General features: G+C 40.1%; 19 protein-coding genes and 1 pseudogene. All 20 read left to right on the top strand.

The features are described 5' to 3' along the window. Window positions 1–453: 453 nt before the first annotated feature. Window positions 454–1512, top strand: a complete 1059-nt coding sequence (locus tag D7D53_RS08355) for a zinc-dependent alcohol dehydrogenase family protein (RefSeq protein ID WP_120770676.1) — start codon at window positions 454–456, stop codon at window positions 1510–1512. Window positions 1513–1663: 151 nt separating this feature from the next. Next, the gene (locus tag D7D53_RS08350; protein ID WP_120770675.1) at window positions 1664–2029 is read left to right on the top strand and encodes a DUF1033 family protein; all 366 of its coding nucleotides are present in this window, start codon (window positions 1664–1666) and stop codon (window positions 2027–2029) included. 75 nt (window positions 2030–2104) lie between these two features. After that, the gene (gene comGA, locus D7D53_RS08345; RefSeq protein WP_120770674.1) at window positions 2105–3046 is read left to right on the top strand and encodes a competence type IV pilus ATPase ComGA; all 942 of its coding nucleotides are present in this window, start codon (window positions 2105–2107) and stop codon (window positions 3044–3046) included. Then, window positions 2994–4010 (top strand): competence type IV pilus assembly protein ComGB, encoded by a 1017-nt coding sequence (comGB, locus tag D7D53_RS08340; RefSeq protein WP_120770673.1) that lies wholly within the window; start codon window positions 2994–2996, stop codon window positions 4008–4010. Before comGA ends, comGB begins: the two co-directional genes overlap by 53 nt. A 1-nt stretch (window position 4011) precedes the next feature. Next, a complete protein-coding gene (gene comGC / locus D7D53_RS08335; RefSeq protein WP_045606658.1) occupies window positions 4012–4338 on the top strand; it encodes a competence type IV pilus major pilin ComGC in 327 nt (108 codons plus the stop codon). Further along, on the top strand, window positions 4331–4735 hold the full coding sequence (gene comGD / locus D7D53_RS08330; protein WP_245941793.1) for a competence type IV pilus minor pilin ComGD: 405 nt from the start codon (window positions 4331–4333) through the stop codon (window positions 4733–4735). Before comGC ends, comGD begins: the two co-directional genes overlap by 8 nt. Further along, complete coding sequence (gene comGE / locus D7D53_RS08325) at window positions 4698–5000, top strand: competence type IV pilus minor pilin ComGE (RefSeq protein WP_281268606.1); 303 nt, start codon at window positions 4698–4700, stop codon at window positions 4998–5000. Before comGD ends, comGE begins: the two co-directional genes overlap by 38 nt. Next, on the top strand, window positions 4963–5424 hold the full coding sequence (gene comGF, locus D7D53_RS08320) for a competence type IV pilus minor pilin ComGF (protein WP_000250521.1): 462 nt from the start codon (window positions 4963–4965) through the stop codon (window positions 5422–5424). Before comGE ends, comGF begins: the two co-directional genes overlap by 38 nt. Next, window positions 5402–5803, top strand: coding sequence for a competence type IV pilus minor pilin ComGG (gene comGG / locus D7D53_RS08315; RefSeq protein WP_120770671.1), 402 nt, complete (start codon window positions 5402–5404; stop codon window positions 5801–5803). Before comGF ends, comGG begins: the two co-directional genes overlap by 23 nt. 32 nt (window positions 5804–5835) lie before the next feature. Further along, complete coding sequence (locus D7D53_RS08310) at window positions 5836–6423, top strand: class I SAM-dependent methyltransferase (RefSeq protein WP_162927893.1); 588 nt, start codon at window positions 5836–5838, stop codon at window positions 6421–6423. A 60-nt stretch (window positions 6424–6483) separates the two neighbouring features. After that, on the top strand, window positions 6484–7437 hold the full coding sequence (locus D7D53_RS08305) for a class I SAM-dependent methyltransferase (protein ID WP_120770670.1): 954 nt from the start codon (window positions 6484–6486) through the stop codon (window positions 7435–7437). A 50-nt stretch (window positions 7438–7487) separates the two neighbouring features. After that, on the top strand, window positions 7488–8678 hold the full coding sequence (locus tag D7D53_RS08300) for an acetate kinase (RefSeq protein WP_120770669.1): 1191 nt from the start codon (window positions 7488–7490) through the stop codon (window positions 8676–8678). A 148-nt stretch (window positions 8679–8826) separates the two neighbouring features. After that, entirely contained in the window at window positions 8827–9198 is a 372-nt protein-coding gene (gene rnpA / locus D7D53_RS08295) for a ribonuclease P protein component (RefSeq protein ID WP_000739243.1), read from the top strand. Beyond that, window positions 9173–9997 (top strand): membrane protein insertase YidC, encoded by an 825-nt coding sequence (locus tag D7D53_RS08290; RefSeq protein ID WP_218961675.1) that lies wholly within the window; start codon window positions 9173–9175, stop codon window positions 9995–9997. The genes rnpA and D7D53_RS08290 overlap by 26 nt, the downstream gene beginning before the upstream one ends. A 17-nt stretch (window positions 9998–10014) precedes the next feature. After that, window positions 10015–11004, top strand: a complete 990-nt coding sequence (gene jag / locus D7D53_RS08285; RefSeq protein ID WP_049492474.1) for an RNA-binding cell elongation regulator Jag/EloR — start codon at window positions 10015–10017, stop codon at window positions 11002–11004. Between the two features lie 50 nt (window positions 11005–11054). Beyond that, a pseudogene (locus D7D53_RS08280) lies at window positions 11055–11678 on the top strand (HI_0552 family protein). A gap of 116 nt (window positions 11679–11794) precedes the next feature. Beyond that, complete coding sequence (gene tkt / locus D7D53_RS08275; RefSeq protein ID WP_120770667.1) at window positions 11795–13771, top strand: transketolase; 1977 nt, start codon at window positions 11795–11797, stop codon at window positions 13769–13771. Between the two features lie 116 nt (window positions 13772–13887). Beyond that, entirely contained in the window at window positions 13888–14187 is a 300-nt protein-coding gene (gene yajC / locus D7D53_RS08270) for a preprotein translocase subunit YajC (protein ID WP_004257425.1), read from the top strand. Window positions 14188–14233: 46 nt separating this feature from the next. Next, window positions 14234–14677, top strand: coding sequence for a low molecular weight protein-tyrosine-phosphatase (locus D7D53_RS08265; RefSeq protein ID WP_120770666.1), 444 nt, complete (start codon window positions 14234–14236; stop codon window positions 14675–14677). Next, complete coding sequence (locus D7D53_RS08260) at window positions 14664–15074, top strand: MORN repeat-containing protein (RefSeq protein ID WP_120770665.1); 411 nt, start codon at window positions 14664–14666, stop codon at window positions 15072–15074. The genes D7D53_RS08265 and D7D53_RS08260 overlap by 14 nt, the downstream gene beginning before the upstream one ends. Window positions 15075–15301: the final 227 nt, after the last annotated feature.

Genomic DNA, 15301 nt, shown 5'->3' with positions numbered 1-15301 from the left:
TCTTAAATAACGGTCTTGAATCTCGTTAAGTGAGAAGCAAGGCCGTTATTGTGCTCTTAAAGACAAACGATATTATAAAAATTGTTAGTAAAATGTCTAATATATATTGCAACTTAGATAATATTGCAGAGATTATTCGTGATTTTAGAATAGAAATTTACTGAAAGTGCAATTGTTTTGGATGTCCTAGTGTTTCAATGATATAGAAGAATATTCTCCATCTATCAGTAATATCATTTTTGTTTAGTCGTTTGATGTTAATCGAAAGTTCTTAAGGAGTAGTGAAGTTTCTCTTTGTTAAGGATGAAAGCAGACTAGCTTCTGCTTTTTTATCTATATTGCTTTACTGGTAAATAAAATAGTTAAAAAAATCACAAAAATACTTGAAGAAACAAATGAAAAGGCTTACAATTATATTATAAACAGTACAAATAAAAAAAGGAGGAGTGCTTTATGAAAGCCTATACTTATGTTAAACCAGGACTTGCTTCTTTTGTTGACGTTGCCAAACCAGTTATTCGCAAGCCAACAGATGCTATTGTGCGTATCGTAAAAACTACTATTTGTGGAACAGACCTCCATATTATCAAAGGGGATGTTCCCGCTTGCCAAAGTGGTACCATTCTTGGTCACGAAGGGATTGGGATTGTTGAAGAAGTTGGAGAAGGAGTTTCGAATTTCAAAAAAGGCGACAAGGTCTTGATTTCTTGTGTTTGTGCCTGTGGTAAATGCTACTACTGTAAAAAAGGAATTTATGCCCACTGTGAAGACGAAGGGGGCTGGATTTTCGGTCACTTGATTGACGGTATGCAGGCTGAGTATTTACGTGTCCCTCATGCAGATAACACTCTTTACCATACTCCAGAAGACTTGTCAGATGAAGCTTTAGTTATGCTATCAGACATTCTACCTACTGGATATGAAATTGGTGTCTTGAAAGGGAAAGTAGAACCTGGTTGCAGCGTAGCCATTATTGGTTCAGGTCCAGTTGGTTTAGCAGCTCTCTTAACAGCTCAGTTCTATTCACCAGCCAAATTGATTATGGTAGACTTAGACGATAACCGTTTGGAAACTGCCCTATCATTTGGTGCGACTCATAAGGTTAATTCTTCAAACCCTGAAAAAGCCATTAAAGAAATTTATGATTTGACAGATGGCCGTGGTGTAGATGTCGCTATTGAAGCTGTTGGTATTCCTGCAACATTTGATTTCTGTCAAAAGATTATCGGTATAAACGGAACAGTTGCCAACTGTGGTGTGCATGGTAAACCAGTCGAATTCGATTTGGACAAACTTTGGATTCGCAACATCAATGTAACAACTGGTTTGGTATCTACAAATACCACTCCACAATTGTTGAAAGCACTTGAAAGTCATAAGATTGAGCCAGAAAAATTGGTAACTCACTATTTCAAACTAAGTGAAATTGAAAAAGCCTATGAAGTTTTCAGTAAAGCAGCAGACCACCATGCAATTAAGGTCATCATCGAAAACGATATTTCAGAAGCTTAAGTAGTAAAAACATTTTGGAACACAAGCAAATAGAAATTCAGTCATTCATCAGATGGCTGGATTTTTTATCAAAAAATTAAGAAATGAGCATATTTCTTTCCTTGTTTAATGGAATTAGTTATAATATACGATACAAAGGAAATGAATGAATATGTATCGTGTTATAGAAATGTATGGAGATTTTGAACCTTGGTGGTTCTTAGAAGGTTGGGAAGAAGATATTGTAGCTAGTAAGAAATTTGACCAGTATTATGATGCTCTCAAATACTACAAAACTTGCTGGTTTAGATTGGAACAAGAATCCCCTCTTTATAAAAGTAGAAGTGACTTGATGACTATTTTCTGGGATCCAGAAGACCAACGCTGGTGTGATGAATGTGATGACTATTTACAACAATACCATTCTTTGGCTCTTTTGCAGGATGAGCAGGTTATCCCAGATGAAAAATTACGTCCAGGCTATGAAAAACAAACAGGTAAGGAAAGGCACCGTTCTTGCCGTATGAAATTAAGATAGAGAAAAAGTAACTTTTTGGAGTTGCTTTTTTTATTTTTCCAAATCTTTGCGAATAGTATAGGTGAGGAGGTAAGTATGGTTCAAGAAATTGCACAAGAAATCATTCGTTCAGCTCGGAAAAAAGGGGCGCAAGATATTTATTTTGTCCCTAAGTTAGACGCTTATGAGCTTCATATGAGGGTAGGAGACGAGCGATGTAAAATTGGTTGCTATGATTTTGAAAAGTTTGCGGCCGTTATTAGTCACTTTAAGTTTGTGGCGGGTATGAATGTGGGAGAAAAGCGACGTAGTCAACTTGGTTCCTGTGATTATGAATATGACCAGAAGATGGCGTCCCTACGTTTATCTACAGTAGGCGATTATAGAGGGCATGAGAGTTTAGTTATTCGCTTGCTGCATGATGAGAAACAGGACTTGCATTTTTGGTTTCAGGATATTGATGAATTGGGCAAGCAGTACAGGCAACGTGGTCTCTATCTCTTTGCTGGTCCAGTCGGAAGTGGCAAGACAACCCTGATGCATGAATTGGCCAAGTCTCTCTTTAAAGGACAGCAAGTCATGTCCATCGAAGATCCTGTAGAAATCAAGCAGGACGACATGCTCCAATTACAGTTGAATGAAGCGATCGGACTAACCTATGAAAATCTCATCAAACTTTCCCTACGTCATCGACCAGATCTCTTGATTATCGGAGAAATTCGAGACAGCGAAACGGCGCGTGCAGTGATCAGAGCCAGTTTGACAGGGGCGACAGTCTTTTCAACCATTCATGCCAAGAGTATCCGAGGTGTTTATGAGCGCTTGCTGGAGTTGGGTGTGAGTGAGGAGGAATTAGCAGTCGTTCTGCAAGGAGTCTGCTACCAGAGATTAATCGGGGGAGGAGGAATCGTTGACTTTGCAAGCAAAGACTATCAAGACCACCAGCCAACTAGCTGGAATGAACAGATTGACCAGCTTCTTAAAGATGGATATATCACAAGTCTTCAGGCTGAAACGGAAAAAATTAGCTACAGCTAAACAAAAAAATATCATCACCCTATTTAACAATCTCTTTTCCAGTGGTTTTCATCTGGTGGAGACCATTTCCTTTTTAGATAGGAGTGCCTTGTTGGACAAGCAGTGCGTGGCCAAGATGCGCACGGGCTTGTCTCAGGGGAAATCATTCTCAGAAATGATGGAAGGTTTGGGATTTTCAAGTGCCATTGTCACTCAGTTATCCCTAGCGGAAGTCCATGGAAATCTCCACCTGAGTTTGGGAAAGATAGAAGAATATCTAGACAATCTGGCCAAAGTCAAGAAAAAATTAATTGAAGTAGCGACCTATCCCTTGATTTTGCTGGGTTTTCTTCTCTTAATTATGCTGGGGCTACGTAATTACCTACTACCACAACTGGATAGTAGCAATATTGCCACTCAAATTATCGGTAATCTGCCACAAATCTTTCTGGGTATGGTAGGGTTTGTTTCCGTGCTTGCCCTTTTAGCATTAACTTTCTATAAAAGAAGTTCTAAGATGCGCGTCTTTTCTATCTTAGCACGCCTTCCCTTTCTTGGAATTTTTGTGCAGACCTATTTGACAGCCTATTATGCGCGTGAATGGGGGAATATGATTTCGCAGGGAATGGAATTGACGCAGATTTTTCAAATCATGCAAGAACAAGGTTCCCAGCTCTTTAAAGAAATCGGTCAAGACTTAGCTCAATCCCTACAAAATGGTCAGGAATTTTCTCAAACGATAGGAACCTATCCTTTCTTTAAAAAGGAGTTGAGTCTCATTATCGAGTATGGGGAAGTTAAGTCCAAGCTGGGGAGTGAGTTGGAAATCTATGCTGAAAAAACTTGGGAAGCCTTTTTTACCCGAGTTAACCGCACCATGAATTTGGTGCAGCCACTGGTTTTTATCTTTGTGGCACTGATTATCGTTTTACTTTATGCGGCAATGCTCATGCCCATGTATCAAAATATGGAGGTAAATTTTTAACATGAAAAAAATGATGACATTCTTGAAAAAAGCTAAGGTTAAAGCTTTTACACTTGTGGAGATGTTGGTGGTCTTGCTCATCATCAGCGTGCTTCTATTACTTTTTGTACCTAATCTGACCAAGCAAAAAGAAGCAGTTAATGACAAAGGAAAAGCTGCTGTTGTTAAGGTGGTGGAAAGCCAGGCAGAACTTTATAGCTTGGATAAAAATGAAGATGCTAGCCTAAGCAAGTTACAAGCAGACGGGCGTATTACTCCTGAACAGGCTAAAGCCTATAATGAATACTATACTAAAAACGGAGGAGCAAATCGTAAAGTCAATGATTAAGGCCTTTACCATGTTTGAAAGTCTCTTGGTTTTGGGACTTGTGAGTATCCTTGCCTTAGGCTTGTCCGGTTCTGTCCAGTCCACTTTTGCGGCGGTAGAGGAGCAGATTTTCTTTATGGAGTTTGAAGAACTTTATCGGGAAACTCAAAAACGCAGTGTAGCTAGTCAGCAAAAGACAAGTTTGAGCATAGACGGACAGACCATTAGTAATGGCAGTCAAAAGTTGACAGTTCCTAAAGGAATTCAGGCACCATCGGGCCAAAGTATTACATTTGACCGAGTTGGAGGCAATTCGTCCCTGGCTAAGGTTGAATTTCAGACCAGTAAAGGAGCGATTCGTTATCAATTATATCTAGGAAATGGAAAAATTAAACGCATTAAGGAAACAAAAAATTAGGGCAGTGATTTTACTGGAAGCAGTGGTTGCTTTAGCTATCTTTGCTAGTATTACGACCCTACTTTTGGGACAAATTCAGAAAAATAGGCAAGAAGAAGCAAAAATCTTGCAAAAGGAAGAAGTCTTGAGGGTAGCTAAGATGGCCTTGCAGACAGGTCAAAATCAGGTAAAGATAAACGGAGCTGAGATTCAGGTGTTTTCTAGTGAAAAGGGATTGGAGGTCTACCATGGTTCAGAACAGTTGTTGGCAATCAAAGAGCCATAAGGTTAAGGCTTTCACCTTGTTGGAATCTCTGATTGCTCTCATTGTCATCAGTGGGAGTTTACTTCTCTTTCAAGCCATGAGTCAGCTCCTTATTTCAGAAGTTCGCTACCAGCAGCAAAGCGAGCAAAAGGAGTGGCTCTTGTTTGTGGACCAGCTGGAGGCAGAATTAGATCGTTCGCAGTTCGAAAAAGTGGAGGGCAATCGCCTCTATATGAAGCAGGATGGCAAGGATATCGCTATAGGTAAGTCTAAATCGGATGATTTTCGGAAAACCGATGCCAGTGGACGGGGTTATCAGCCTATGGTTTATGGACTCAAATCTGCGCAGATTACAGAGGACAATCAACTGGTTCGTTTTCGTTTCCAGTTCCAAAAAGGCTTAGAAAGGGAGTTCATCTATCGTGTGGAAAAAGAAAAAAGTTAAGGCTGGTGTTCTCCTCTATGCAGTCACCATGGCAGCTATCTTTAGTCTTTTGTTACAATTTTACTTGAACCGACAAGTCGCCCACCATCGAGACTATGCTTTAAATAAAGAAAAATTGGTCGCTTTTGCTATGGCTAAGCGAACCAAAGATAAGGTTGAGCAAGAAAGTGGGGAACAGGCCTTTAATCTGGGTCAGGTGAGCTATCAAAATAAGAAAACAAGCTTAGTGACGACGGTTCGTTCGTCTAAGAGTCAATATGAATTCATCTTTCCTTCCGTCAAAATAAAAGAAGAGAAAAGAGATAAAAAGGAAGAGGTAGCGACCGATTCAAGCGAAAAAGTGGAGAAGAAAAAATCAGAAAAGAAAGAGAACTCCTAGCCAACCAAGCTACTTTGTGCTAAACTAAAAATATGAAACATGATTTTAACCACAAAGCAGAAACTTTTGATTCCCCTAAAAATATCTTCCTTGCAAACTTGGTTTGTCAAGCAGTCGAGAAACAGATTGATCTTCTATCAGACAAAGAAATTTTGGATTTCGGTGGAGGGACGGTTCTATTAGCCTTGCCCCTAGCCAAGCAGGCTAAATCAGTCACTCTTATAGACATTTCTGAGAAAATGCTGGAGCAAGCTCGCTTGAAAGCGGAGCAGCAAGAAATTAAGAATATCCAGTTTTTGGAGCAAGATTTACTGGCAAATCCCTTGGAGCAAGAATTTGAACTCATTGTTGTTTGTCGGGTTCTTCACCATATGCCTGATTTGGATGCGGCTCTCTCACTGTTTCATCAACATTTGAAGGAAGATGGACAACTCCTACTTGCTGATTTTACCAAGACAGAGGCTAACCATCATGGATTTGAATTGGTTGAACTGGAAAACAAGCTAATTCAGCACGGTTTTTCATCTGTGCATAGTCAGATTCTCTATAGCGCTGAAGACCTGTTTCAAGGAAATTACTCAGAGCTCTTTTTAACAGTATCCCAAAAATCATTCGCCTAGTCAGGGAGTGATTTTTCTATAAGGATGGAAAAAAGAAGGGAATTTTGATAAGATAGGAATATGGATTTTGAAAAAATTGAACAAGCTTATACGTATTTACTAGAGAATGTCCAAGTCATCCAAAGTGATTTGGCGACCAACTTTTATGACGCCCTGGTGGAGCAAAACAGCATTTATCTGGATGGTGAAACTGAGTTAGAGCAGGTCAAGGAGAACAATCAGGCCCTTAAACGTTTAGCGCTTCGCAAAGAAGAATGGCTCAAGACCTACCAGTTTCTCTTGATGAAGGCTGGGCAGACAGAGCCCCTACAGGCCAATCACCAGTTTACGCCAGATGCCATTGCTTTACTTTTGGTGTTTATTGTGGAAGAGTTGTTTAAAGAGGAGGAAATTACTATCCTCGAAATGGGTTCCGGGATGGGGATTCTGGGCGCTACTTTCTTGACCTCGCTTGATAAAAAGGTGGATTATTTGGGAATGGAAGTGGATGATTTGCTGATTGATTTGGCAGCAAGCATGGCAGATGTGATTGGTTTGCAGGCTGGCTTTGTCCAAGGAGATGCCGTTCGTCCACAAATGCTCAAAGAAAGCGATGTGGTCATCAGCGACTTGCCTGTCGGCTATTATCCTGATGATGACGTTGCGTCGCGCCATCAAGTTGCTTCTAGTCAAGAACATACTTACGCCCATCACTTGCTCATAGAACAAGGACTTAAGTACCTCAAGTCAGATGGATACGCTATTTTTCTCGCTCCGAGTGATTTGTTGACCAGTCCTCAGAGTGATTTGTTGAAAGGGTGGTTGAAAGAGGAAGCGAGTCTGGTTACCATGATCAGTCTGCCTGAAAATCTCTTTGCTAATGCTAAACAATCTAAGACTATTTTTATCCTACAGAAGAAAAATGAGATAGCAGTAGAACCTTTTGTTTATCCACTTGCTAGCTTGCAAGATGCAAGTGTTTTAATGAAATTTAAAGAAAATTTTCAAAAATGGACTCAAGGTACTGAAATATAAAATAGATTTTGTTATAATAGATGAAAACGCTTAAAAAGGGGTATCATGTTATGACAAAAACAATTGCAATCAATGCGGGAAGTTCAAGTTTGAAATGGCAATTATACTTAATGCCAGAAGAAAAAGTATTAGCGAAAGGTTTGATTGAACGTATCGGTTTGAAAGATTCAATTTCAACTGTAAAATTTGATGGCCGTTCTGAACAACAAATTTTGGATATCGAAAATCATACACAAGCTGTTAAAATTTTATTGGATGACTTGATTCGTTTCGATATTATCAAGGCTTATGACGAGATTACAGGTGTTGGACACCGTGTTGTCGCCGGTGGAGAATATTTCAAAGAATCAACAGTCGTTGAGGGAGATGTTTTAGAAAAAGTTGAAGAATTGAGATTGTTGGCTCCTCTCCACAATCCAGCCAATGCAGCCGGTGTTCGTGCCTTCAAGGAATTGTTGCCAGACATTACGAGTGTAGTTGTTTTTGATACTTCATTCCACACAAGTATGCCAGAGAAAGCTTATCGTTACCCTCTACCAACAAAATATTACACAGAAAACAAGGTTCGTAAATATGGTGCCCACGGTACAAGTCACCAGTTTGTAGCAGGAGAAGCTGCAAAACTCTTGGGACGTCCATTAGAAGACTTGAAATTGATTACTTGCCATATCGGTAATGGTGCTTCTATTACAGCAGTTAAGGGCGGTCAATCTGTTGATACTTCAATGGGATTCACTCCACTTGGTGGTGTGATGATGGGAACACGTACAGGAGATATTGACCCAGCTATCATTCCTTACTTAATGCAATATACAGAGGACTTTAATACTCCTGAAGACATTAGTCACGTTCTTAATCGTGAATCAGGACTAATGGGGGTTTCAGGTAAATCTAGTGATATGCGTGATGTGATTGCTGCTATGGAAGAAGGGGATCACGATGCCACTTTAGCCTATGAGATGTATGTTGATCGCATTCAAAAACATATCGGTCAATACCTTGCAGTCTTAAATGGAGCAGATGCTATTATCTTTACTGCAGGTATCGGTGAAAATGCTGCAAACGTACGTGAAGATGTTATTTCAGGTATCTCTTGGTTTGGCTGTGATGTTGACCCAGAGAAGAATGTCTTTGGTGTGACAGGAGATATCTCAACAGAGGCAGCGAAAATCCGTGTTTTGGTTATTCCAACTGATGAAGAATTAGTCATTGCCCGTGACGTTGAACGCTTGAAAAAATAAGTAAAACTAGAAAAATATTCAGTACAAGGAGTTGGGAAAGAGATTTTTCCAGCTTCTTTTTCTGATGGAAATGTCCAAAACCTTGCTATGATTGGCTTTTTTGAAAAATATGGTATAATAGTAGTAATTTAATAGATGGAGTTGAGTTTTGAAGAAAAACTTTCGTGTAAAAAGAGAGAAAGATTTTAAGGCGATTTTCAAGGAGGGGACAAGTTTTGCCAATCGCAAATTTGTTGTCTACCAACTAGAAAACCAGAAAAACCATTTTCGAGTAGGTCTATCAGTTAGCAAAAAACTGGGGAATGCCGTCACTAGAAATCAAATTAAGCGACGGATTCGGCATATTATCCAGAATGCAAAAGGGAGTCTGGTAGAAGATGTCGACTTTGTTGTCATTGCTCGAAAAGGAGTCGAAACCTTGGAATACGCAGAGATGGAGAAAAATCTACTCCACGTATTAAAATTATCAAAGATTTATCAGGAAGGAAATGGGAGTGAAAAAGAAACTACAGTTGACTAGTTTGCTAGGACTGTCTCTATTGATCATGACAGCTTGTGCGACAAATGGGACAACTAGCGATATTACAGCCGAATCGGCTGATTTTTGGAGTAAATTTGTTTACTTCTTTGCGGAAATCATTCGCTTTTTATCGTTTGATATCAGTATCGGAGTAGGGATTATTCTCTTTACGATCTTGATTCGTACAGTCCTCTTGCCAGTTTTCCAAGTGCAAATGGTGGCATCCAGAAAAATGCAGGAAGCTCAACCTCGCATTAAGGCGCTTCGAGAACAATATCCAGGTCGAGATATGGAAAGCAGAACCAAGCTAGAGCAAGAAATGCGTAAAGTCTTTAAAGAAATGGGTGTCAGACAGTCAGATTCTCTTTGGCCGATTTTGATTCAGATGCCGGTTATCTTGGCTTTGTTCCAAGCTCTATCAAGAGTTGACTTTTTAAAGACAGGTCATTTCTTATGGATTAACCTTGGTGGTGTGGATACAACCCTTGTTCTTCCTGTTTTAGCAGCTGTATTCACCTTTTTAAGTACTTGGCTGTCTAATAAAGCCTTGTCTGAGCGTAATGGCGCTACGACTGCGATGATGTATGGTATTCCGGTCTTGATCTTTATCTTTGCAGTTTATGCGCCAGGTGGAGTCGCCCTCTACTGGACAGTGTCCAATGCTTATCAAGTCTTGCAAACCTATTTCTTGAACAATCCATTCAAGATTATTGCAGAGCGCGAGGCGGTAGCTCAGGCACAGAAAGATTTGGAAAATAGAAAAAGAAAAGCCAAGAAAAAGGCTCAGAAAACGAAATAATAAGGAGGAATCTGGTAATGGGAGTATTTACAGGTTCAACTGTTGAAGAAGCAATCCAGAAAGGATTGAAAGAATTAGATATTCCAAGAATGAAGGCTCATATCAAAGTCATTTCTCGCGAGAAAAAAGGATTTCTTGGTTTATTTGGTAAAAAACCAGCTCAAGTTGACATTGAAGCTATTAGTGAGACAACTGTCATTAAAGCAAATCAACAAGCTATTAAGGGTGTTCCTAAAGAAATCAATGAACAAAATGAACCGGTCAAAACGGTCAGTGAAGCAACCGTTGATTTGGGTCATGTTGTAGAAGCAATTAAAAAGATTGAAGAAGAAGGCCAAGGGGTTTCTGATGAAGTCAAGGCTGAAATCTTGAAAAATGAAAAACATGCTAGCACCATCTTAGAAGAAACTGGGCACATTGAGATTTTAAATGAATTACAGCTTGAAGAAGCTGGTTTCGGAGAAGAAGTAGAAACTCCTATTGTCGAGACTCAAGCTGAACGAACTGAAAGTCAAGAATTAGAAGATTTGGGCTTAAAGGTGGAACCGAGCTTTGATATTGAACAAGTAGCTACGGAAGTAACGACTTATGTTCAAACTATTATTGATGATATGGACGTTGAGGCGACGATTTCGAATGATTATAATCGTCGTAGCATCAATCTGCAAATTGATACCAACGAACCAGGTCGTATTATCGGTTACCATGGCAAAGTTTTAAAGGCCTTGCAACTATTGGCTCAAAATTATCTTTATAACCGCTATTCAAGAACCTTCTATATCACAATCAATGTTAATGATTATGTTGAACACCGTGCAGAAGTCTTGCAGACCTATGCGCAAAAATTGGCGGCTCGTGTTTTAGAAGAAGGCCGTAGTCATCAGACAGATCCCATGTCAAATAGTGAACGCAAGATTATCCATCGTATTATTTCACGCATGGATGGCGTGACTAGTTACTCTGAGGGTGATGAGCCAAATCGCTATGTCGTTGTAGATACAGAATAAACAAAATCAGGGTTATCCTGATTTTTTGCTAGCTGGAGGAGATTAAATTAATGTTGAATAAGATAAGAGACTATCTAGACTTTGCTGGTTTGCAGTACCGTAATCCTGATAAAGCGGGAGTAGAGCGAGAGAAAATGTTGGCATTTCGCCACAAAGGTCAAGAGGCCAGAAAGGCTTTTACAGAACTGGCTAAAGCCTTTCAAGCGAGCCATCCAGAATGGTAACTTCAACAGACTAGCCAGTGGATGAACCAAGCGCAGCGCTTGCGACCGCACTTCTGGGCTTATCTACAGCGTGAGGGGAGAGTGACAGAACCTATGTTGGCTCTTCGTTTGTATGGAGTACCCTCTGATTTTGGTGTTTCCTTAGAAGTCAGTTTCATCGAGCGCAAGAAAGATGAGCAAACTCTAGGCAAGCAGGCCAAAGTTTTAGAAATTCCAACCGTTGAAGGGATTTATTATCTAGCCTACTCTGATGGCCAAAGTCAACGGTGGGAGGCGAACGAAGAAAATCGTCAAGTCTTAGTCGAGAAGGTAGGCAGTCAAGAAATCCGAAAAGTGTTAGTTAAATCAGATGTTTCTATCATAGAAAATCAATCATTAGAAGTGATTTTAGAAAAATTAGAAGATGCTTATGAACGCTTACTTCCCTACTATCAGGCGACAAGAGAGTAGAAAATAGGAGACTTATCTAGCGTCGAATTGTTTAATTGCTATTCTATGTATTTTTTCATATAATAGTAAAATAGAATGTGTGATTCAGTAATCACCTCAAATAGAAAGGAAATTCTATGTCAAATCTATCTGTTAATGCAATTCGTTTCCTAGGTATTGACGCCATTAATAAAGCCAACTCAGGTCACCCAGGTGTGGTTATGGGAGCGGCTCCAATGGCTTACAGCCTCTTTACAAAACAACTTCGTATCAATCCAGCTCAACCAAACTGGATTAACCGCGACCGCTTTATTCTTTCAGCTGGTCATGGTTCAATGCTTCTTTATGCCCTTCTTCACCTTTCTGGTTTTGAAGATGTCAGCATGGATGAAATCAAGAACTTCCGTCAATGGGGTTCAAAAACACCAGGTCACCCAGAATTTGGCCATACAGCAGGGATTGATGCTACGACAGGTCCTCTAGGACAAGGAATCTCAACTGCCACTGGTTTTGCCCAAGCAGAGCGTTTCTTGGCAGCCAAATATAATCGTGAAGGCTACAATATCTTTGACCACTATACTTACGTTATCTGTGGAGACGGAGACTTGATGGAAGGTGTCTCAAGTGAGGCGGCTTCATACGCAGGTTTGCAAAAACTAGATAAGTTGGTTGTCCTTTATGATTCAAATGACATCAACTTGGATGGTGAGACAAAGGATTCCTTTACAGAAAGTGTTCGTGACCGTTACAATGCTTACGGTTGGCATACAGCCTTGGTTGAAGATGGAACAGACTTGGAAGCTATCCATGCTGCTATCGAAACAGCTAAAGCTTCAGGTAAACCATCTTTGATTGAAGTGAAGACTGTCATTGGATATGGTTCTCCAAACAAACAAGGAACTAATGCTGTACACGGTGCCCCTCTTGGAGCAGATGAAACTGCAGCAACTCGTCAGGCTCTTGGTTGGGACTATGAACCATTTGAAATTCCAGAACAAGTTTACGCTGATTTCAAAGAAAATGTTGCAGACCGTGGTGCATCAGCTTATCAAGCTTGGGCAAAATTAGTTGCTGATTATAAAGAAGCTCACCCAGAACTAGCTGCAGAAGTAGAGGCCATCATCGATGGACGTGATCCAGTTGAAGTGACTCCAGCAGACTTCCCAGCTTTAGAAAATGGTTTCTCTCAAGCAACTCGTAATTCAAGCCAAGATGCCTTGAATGTTGTGGCGGCTAAGTTACCAACCTTCCTAGGTGGATCAGCTGACCTTGCTCACTCAAACATGACTTATATCAAGACTGACGGACTTCAAGACGATTCCAACCGCTTGAACCGCAACATTCAGTTTGGTGTTCGTGAATTTGCCATGGGAACAATCTTGAACGGGATGGCCCTTCACGGTGGACTTCGAGTATACGGTGGAACTTTCTTCGTCTTCTCTGACTATGTGAAGGCGGCTGTCCGCTTGTCAGCTTTGCAAGGTCTTCCTGTGACTTATGTTTTTACCCACGATTCAATCGCGGTTGGGGAAGACGGTCCAACGCACGAACCAGTTGAGCATTTAGCAGGTCTTCGTGCTATGCCAAATCTAAATGTTTTCCGTCCAGCAGATGCGCGTGAAACGCAAGCAGCTTGGTACCTTGCAGTGACAAGTGAGAAAACACCAACTGCCCTTGTCTTGACCCGTCAAAACTTGACTGTCGAAGAGGGAACAGACTTCGACAAGGTTGCAAAAGGTGCCTATGTTGTCTATGAAAATGCAGCAGACTTTGATACCATCTTGATTGCGACAGGTTCAGAGGTCAATCTTGCTGTCTCAGCTGCTAAAGAATTGGCTAGTCAAGGTGCAAAAGTCCGCGTAGTCAGCATGCCATCTACAGATGTCTTTGATAAACAAGATGCAGCTTACAAGGAAGAAATCCTTCCAAATGCAGTTCGCCGTCGTGTTGCAGTCGAAATGGGTGCAAGTCAAAACTGGTACAAATATGTTGGACTAGATGGTGCTGTTCTTGGTATTGATACCTTCGGAGCCTCTGCCCCAGCACCAAAAGTATTGGCAGAATATGGCTTTACTGTAGAAAATCTAGTAAAAGTCGTTCAAAACTTGAAATAATCCTAAAAATCAGGGCGCAAGCTCTGATTTTTCTTACTAGAAAAGCAAGGTACAATCTTGTAAAAGTAGCTGAAATTTGATATAGTAGTCCTATGTAAAAGACAAAGGAGAATACAATGAATCCAAATTATACATTTTTAATTATGCTTGTAGCGATGTTTGCCTTGATGTTCTTTATGCAACGCTCTCAAAAGAAACAAGCACAAAAACGTATGGAAAGCTTAAATAAACTGCAAAAAGGCTATGAAGTGATTACAATCGGTGGACTTTACGGAACAGTCGATGAAGTAGATACTGAGAAGAGAACGATTGTTCTTGATGTAGATGGAGTTTACTTGACTTTTGAACTAGCTGCTATCAAGACCGTATTACCGCTGAAAGAAACAGCTTCACTAGAAGGCGCAATTGAAAAATAAGACGGGATTACTAACTCCCGTTTTTCTATAAAAGAAAGGAAATGGGATGAAAAAACTAGTCTTTGTCTGTTTGGGGAATATTTGTCGCAGCCCTATGGCCGAGTTTGTTATGAAATCAATGACAGATAATTATGAAATCCAAAGTCGAGCGACTTCCTCTTGGGAACATGGTAATCCGATTCATAAGGGAACTCAAGGGATTTTTCAACAGTATGAGATTCCTTATGAAAAAGGCAAGACATCGCTTCAGATTAGTAAGGAAGATTTTGAAGCCTTTGATTATATTATCGGTATGGATGCTTCAAATGTTTCTGACTTACGTCAGATGTGTCCAGCAGACTGTAAAGATAAGATTTACTCATTCGCATCTGAAAGTGTTCCAGATCCTTGGTATACAGGAGATTTTGAGGAAACCTATCGACGTGTTCAAGAGGGTTGCAGGGCTTGGTTAGAATGTTTAGAAAAGGAGAGTGAAGATGGAAAATCTTGAGAATTTTTACGAGAAGTATCGTGTCTATCTGACTCGTCCACGTTTAGAGCTTTTAGCAGTAGTTGCCATTGTTTTTTGTGCTGTACTCGTCTTTTTTCTAAATATTCCCGGAAAAGGAGTTCTAAAGCTTGATAATGGAACGATTATTTACGACGGCAGTCTTGTCCGTGGTAAAATGAATGGGCAAGGTACCATTACCTTCCAAAACGGGGACCATTATACAGGTGGTTTCAGCAATGGAGCCTTCAATGGAAAAGGTACCTTTCAATCTAAAGAAGGCTGGACCTACGAAGGTGATTTTGTAAATGGTCAGGCTGAAGGAAAAGGGAAACTAACAACAGAACAAGAAGTCGTTTATGAAGGAACTTTTAAACAAGGCGTTTTTCAACAAAAATAGGGCCTCCTTATCAAAGGAGGTATTGTTAGTACCTAAAAGTAAGCGCTTACTAGAAAATCTATCTCTTTCCAAGCTCCTCTTCCAATCAAGCTTGTGAAATAAAAAAATATTTAAAATTAATTTCACAAACTCTAAAGAAAAAACTCGATAAGTAAAGAAAATGGGAAAAAATTCACAAACAATAAAAAATTCTTTGTGAAATGTTTATGAAACTGTTTACAAAGTTG

The sequence above is a fragment of the Streptococcus gwangjuense genome (assembly GCF_003627155.1).
Classification (GTDB): domain Bacteria; phylum Bacillota; class Bacilli; order Lactobacillales; family Streptococcaceae; genus Streptococcus; species Streptococcus gwangjuensis.
The sequence above is the reverse complement of the archived record's forward strand: the minus strand, read 5'-3'. Positions and strand labels throughout refer to the sequence as shown.

Bases quoted from the DNA above. Each gene is read 5' to 3' on its own strand.
- D7D53_RS08355 (WP_120770676.1), top strand. From the start codon at position 454: ATGAAAGCCTATACTTATGTTAAACCAGGACTTGCTTCTTTTGTTGAC.
- D7D53_RS08350 (WP_120770675.1), top strand. From the start codon at position 1,664: ATGTATCGTGTTATAGAAATGTATGGAGATTTTGAACCTTGGTGGTTC.
- comGA (WP_120770674.1), top strand. From the start codon at position 2,105: ATGGTTCAAGAAATTGCACAAGAAATCATTCGTTCAGCTCGGAAAAAA.
- comGB (WP_120770673.1), top strand. From the start codon at position 2,994: ATGGATATATCACAAGTCTTCAGGCTGAAACGGAAAAAATTAGCTACA.
- comGC (WP_045606658.1), top strand. From the start codon at position 4,012: ATGAAAAAAATGATGACATTCTTGAAAAAAGCTAAGGTTAAAGCTTTT.
- comGD (WP_245941793.1), top strand. From the start codon at position 4,331: ATGATTAAGGCCTTTACCATGTTTGAAAGTCTCTTGGTTTTGGGACTT.
- comGE (WP_281268606.1), top strand. From the start codon at position 4,698: ATGGAAAAATTAAACGCATTAAGGAAACAAAAAATTAGGGCAGTGATT.
- comGF (WP_000250521.1), top strand. From the start codon at position 4,963: ATGGTTCAGAACAGTTGTTGGCAATCAAAGAGCCATAAGGTTAAGGCT.
- D7D53_RS08310 (WP_162927893.1), top strand. From the start codon at position 5,836: ATGAAACATGATTTTAACCACAAAGCAGAAACTTTTGATTCCCCTAAA.
- D7D53_RS08305 (WP_120770670.1), top strand. From the start codon at position 6,484: ATGGATTTTGAAAAAATTGAACAAGCTTATACGTATTTACTAGAGAAT.
- D7D53_RS08300 (WP_120770669.1), top strand. From the start codon at position 7,488: ATGACAAAAACAATTGCAATCAATGCGGGAAGTTCAAGTTTGAAATGG.
- jag (WP_049492474.1), top strand. From the start codon at position 10,015: ATGGGAGTATTTACAGGTTCAACTGTTGAAGAAGCAATCCAGAAAGGA.
- tkt (WP_120770667.1), top strand. From the start codon at position 11,795: ATGTCAAATCTATCTGTTAATGCAATTCGTTTCCTAGGTATTGACGCC.
- yajC (WP_004257425.1), top strand. From the start codon at position 13,888: ATGAATCCAAATTATACATTTTTAATTATGCTTGTAGCGATGTTTGCC.
- D7D53_RS08265 (WP_120770666.1), top strand. From the start codon at position 14,234: ATGAAAAAACTAGTCTTTGTCTGTTTGGGGAATATTTGTCGCAGCCCT.
- D7D53_RS08260 (WP_120770665.1), top strand. From the start codon at position 14,664: ATGGAAAATCTTGAGAATTTTTACGAGAAGTATCGTGTCTATCTGACT.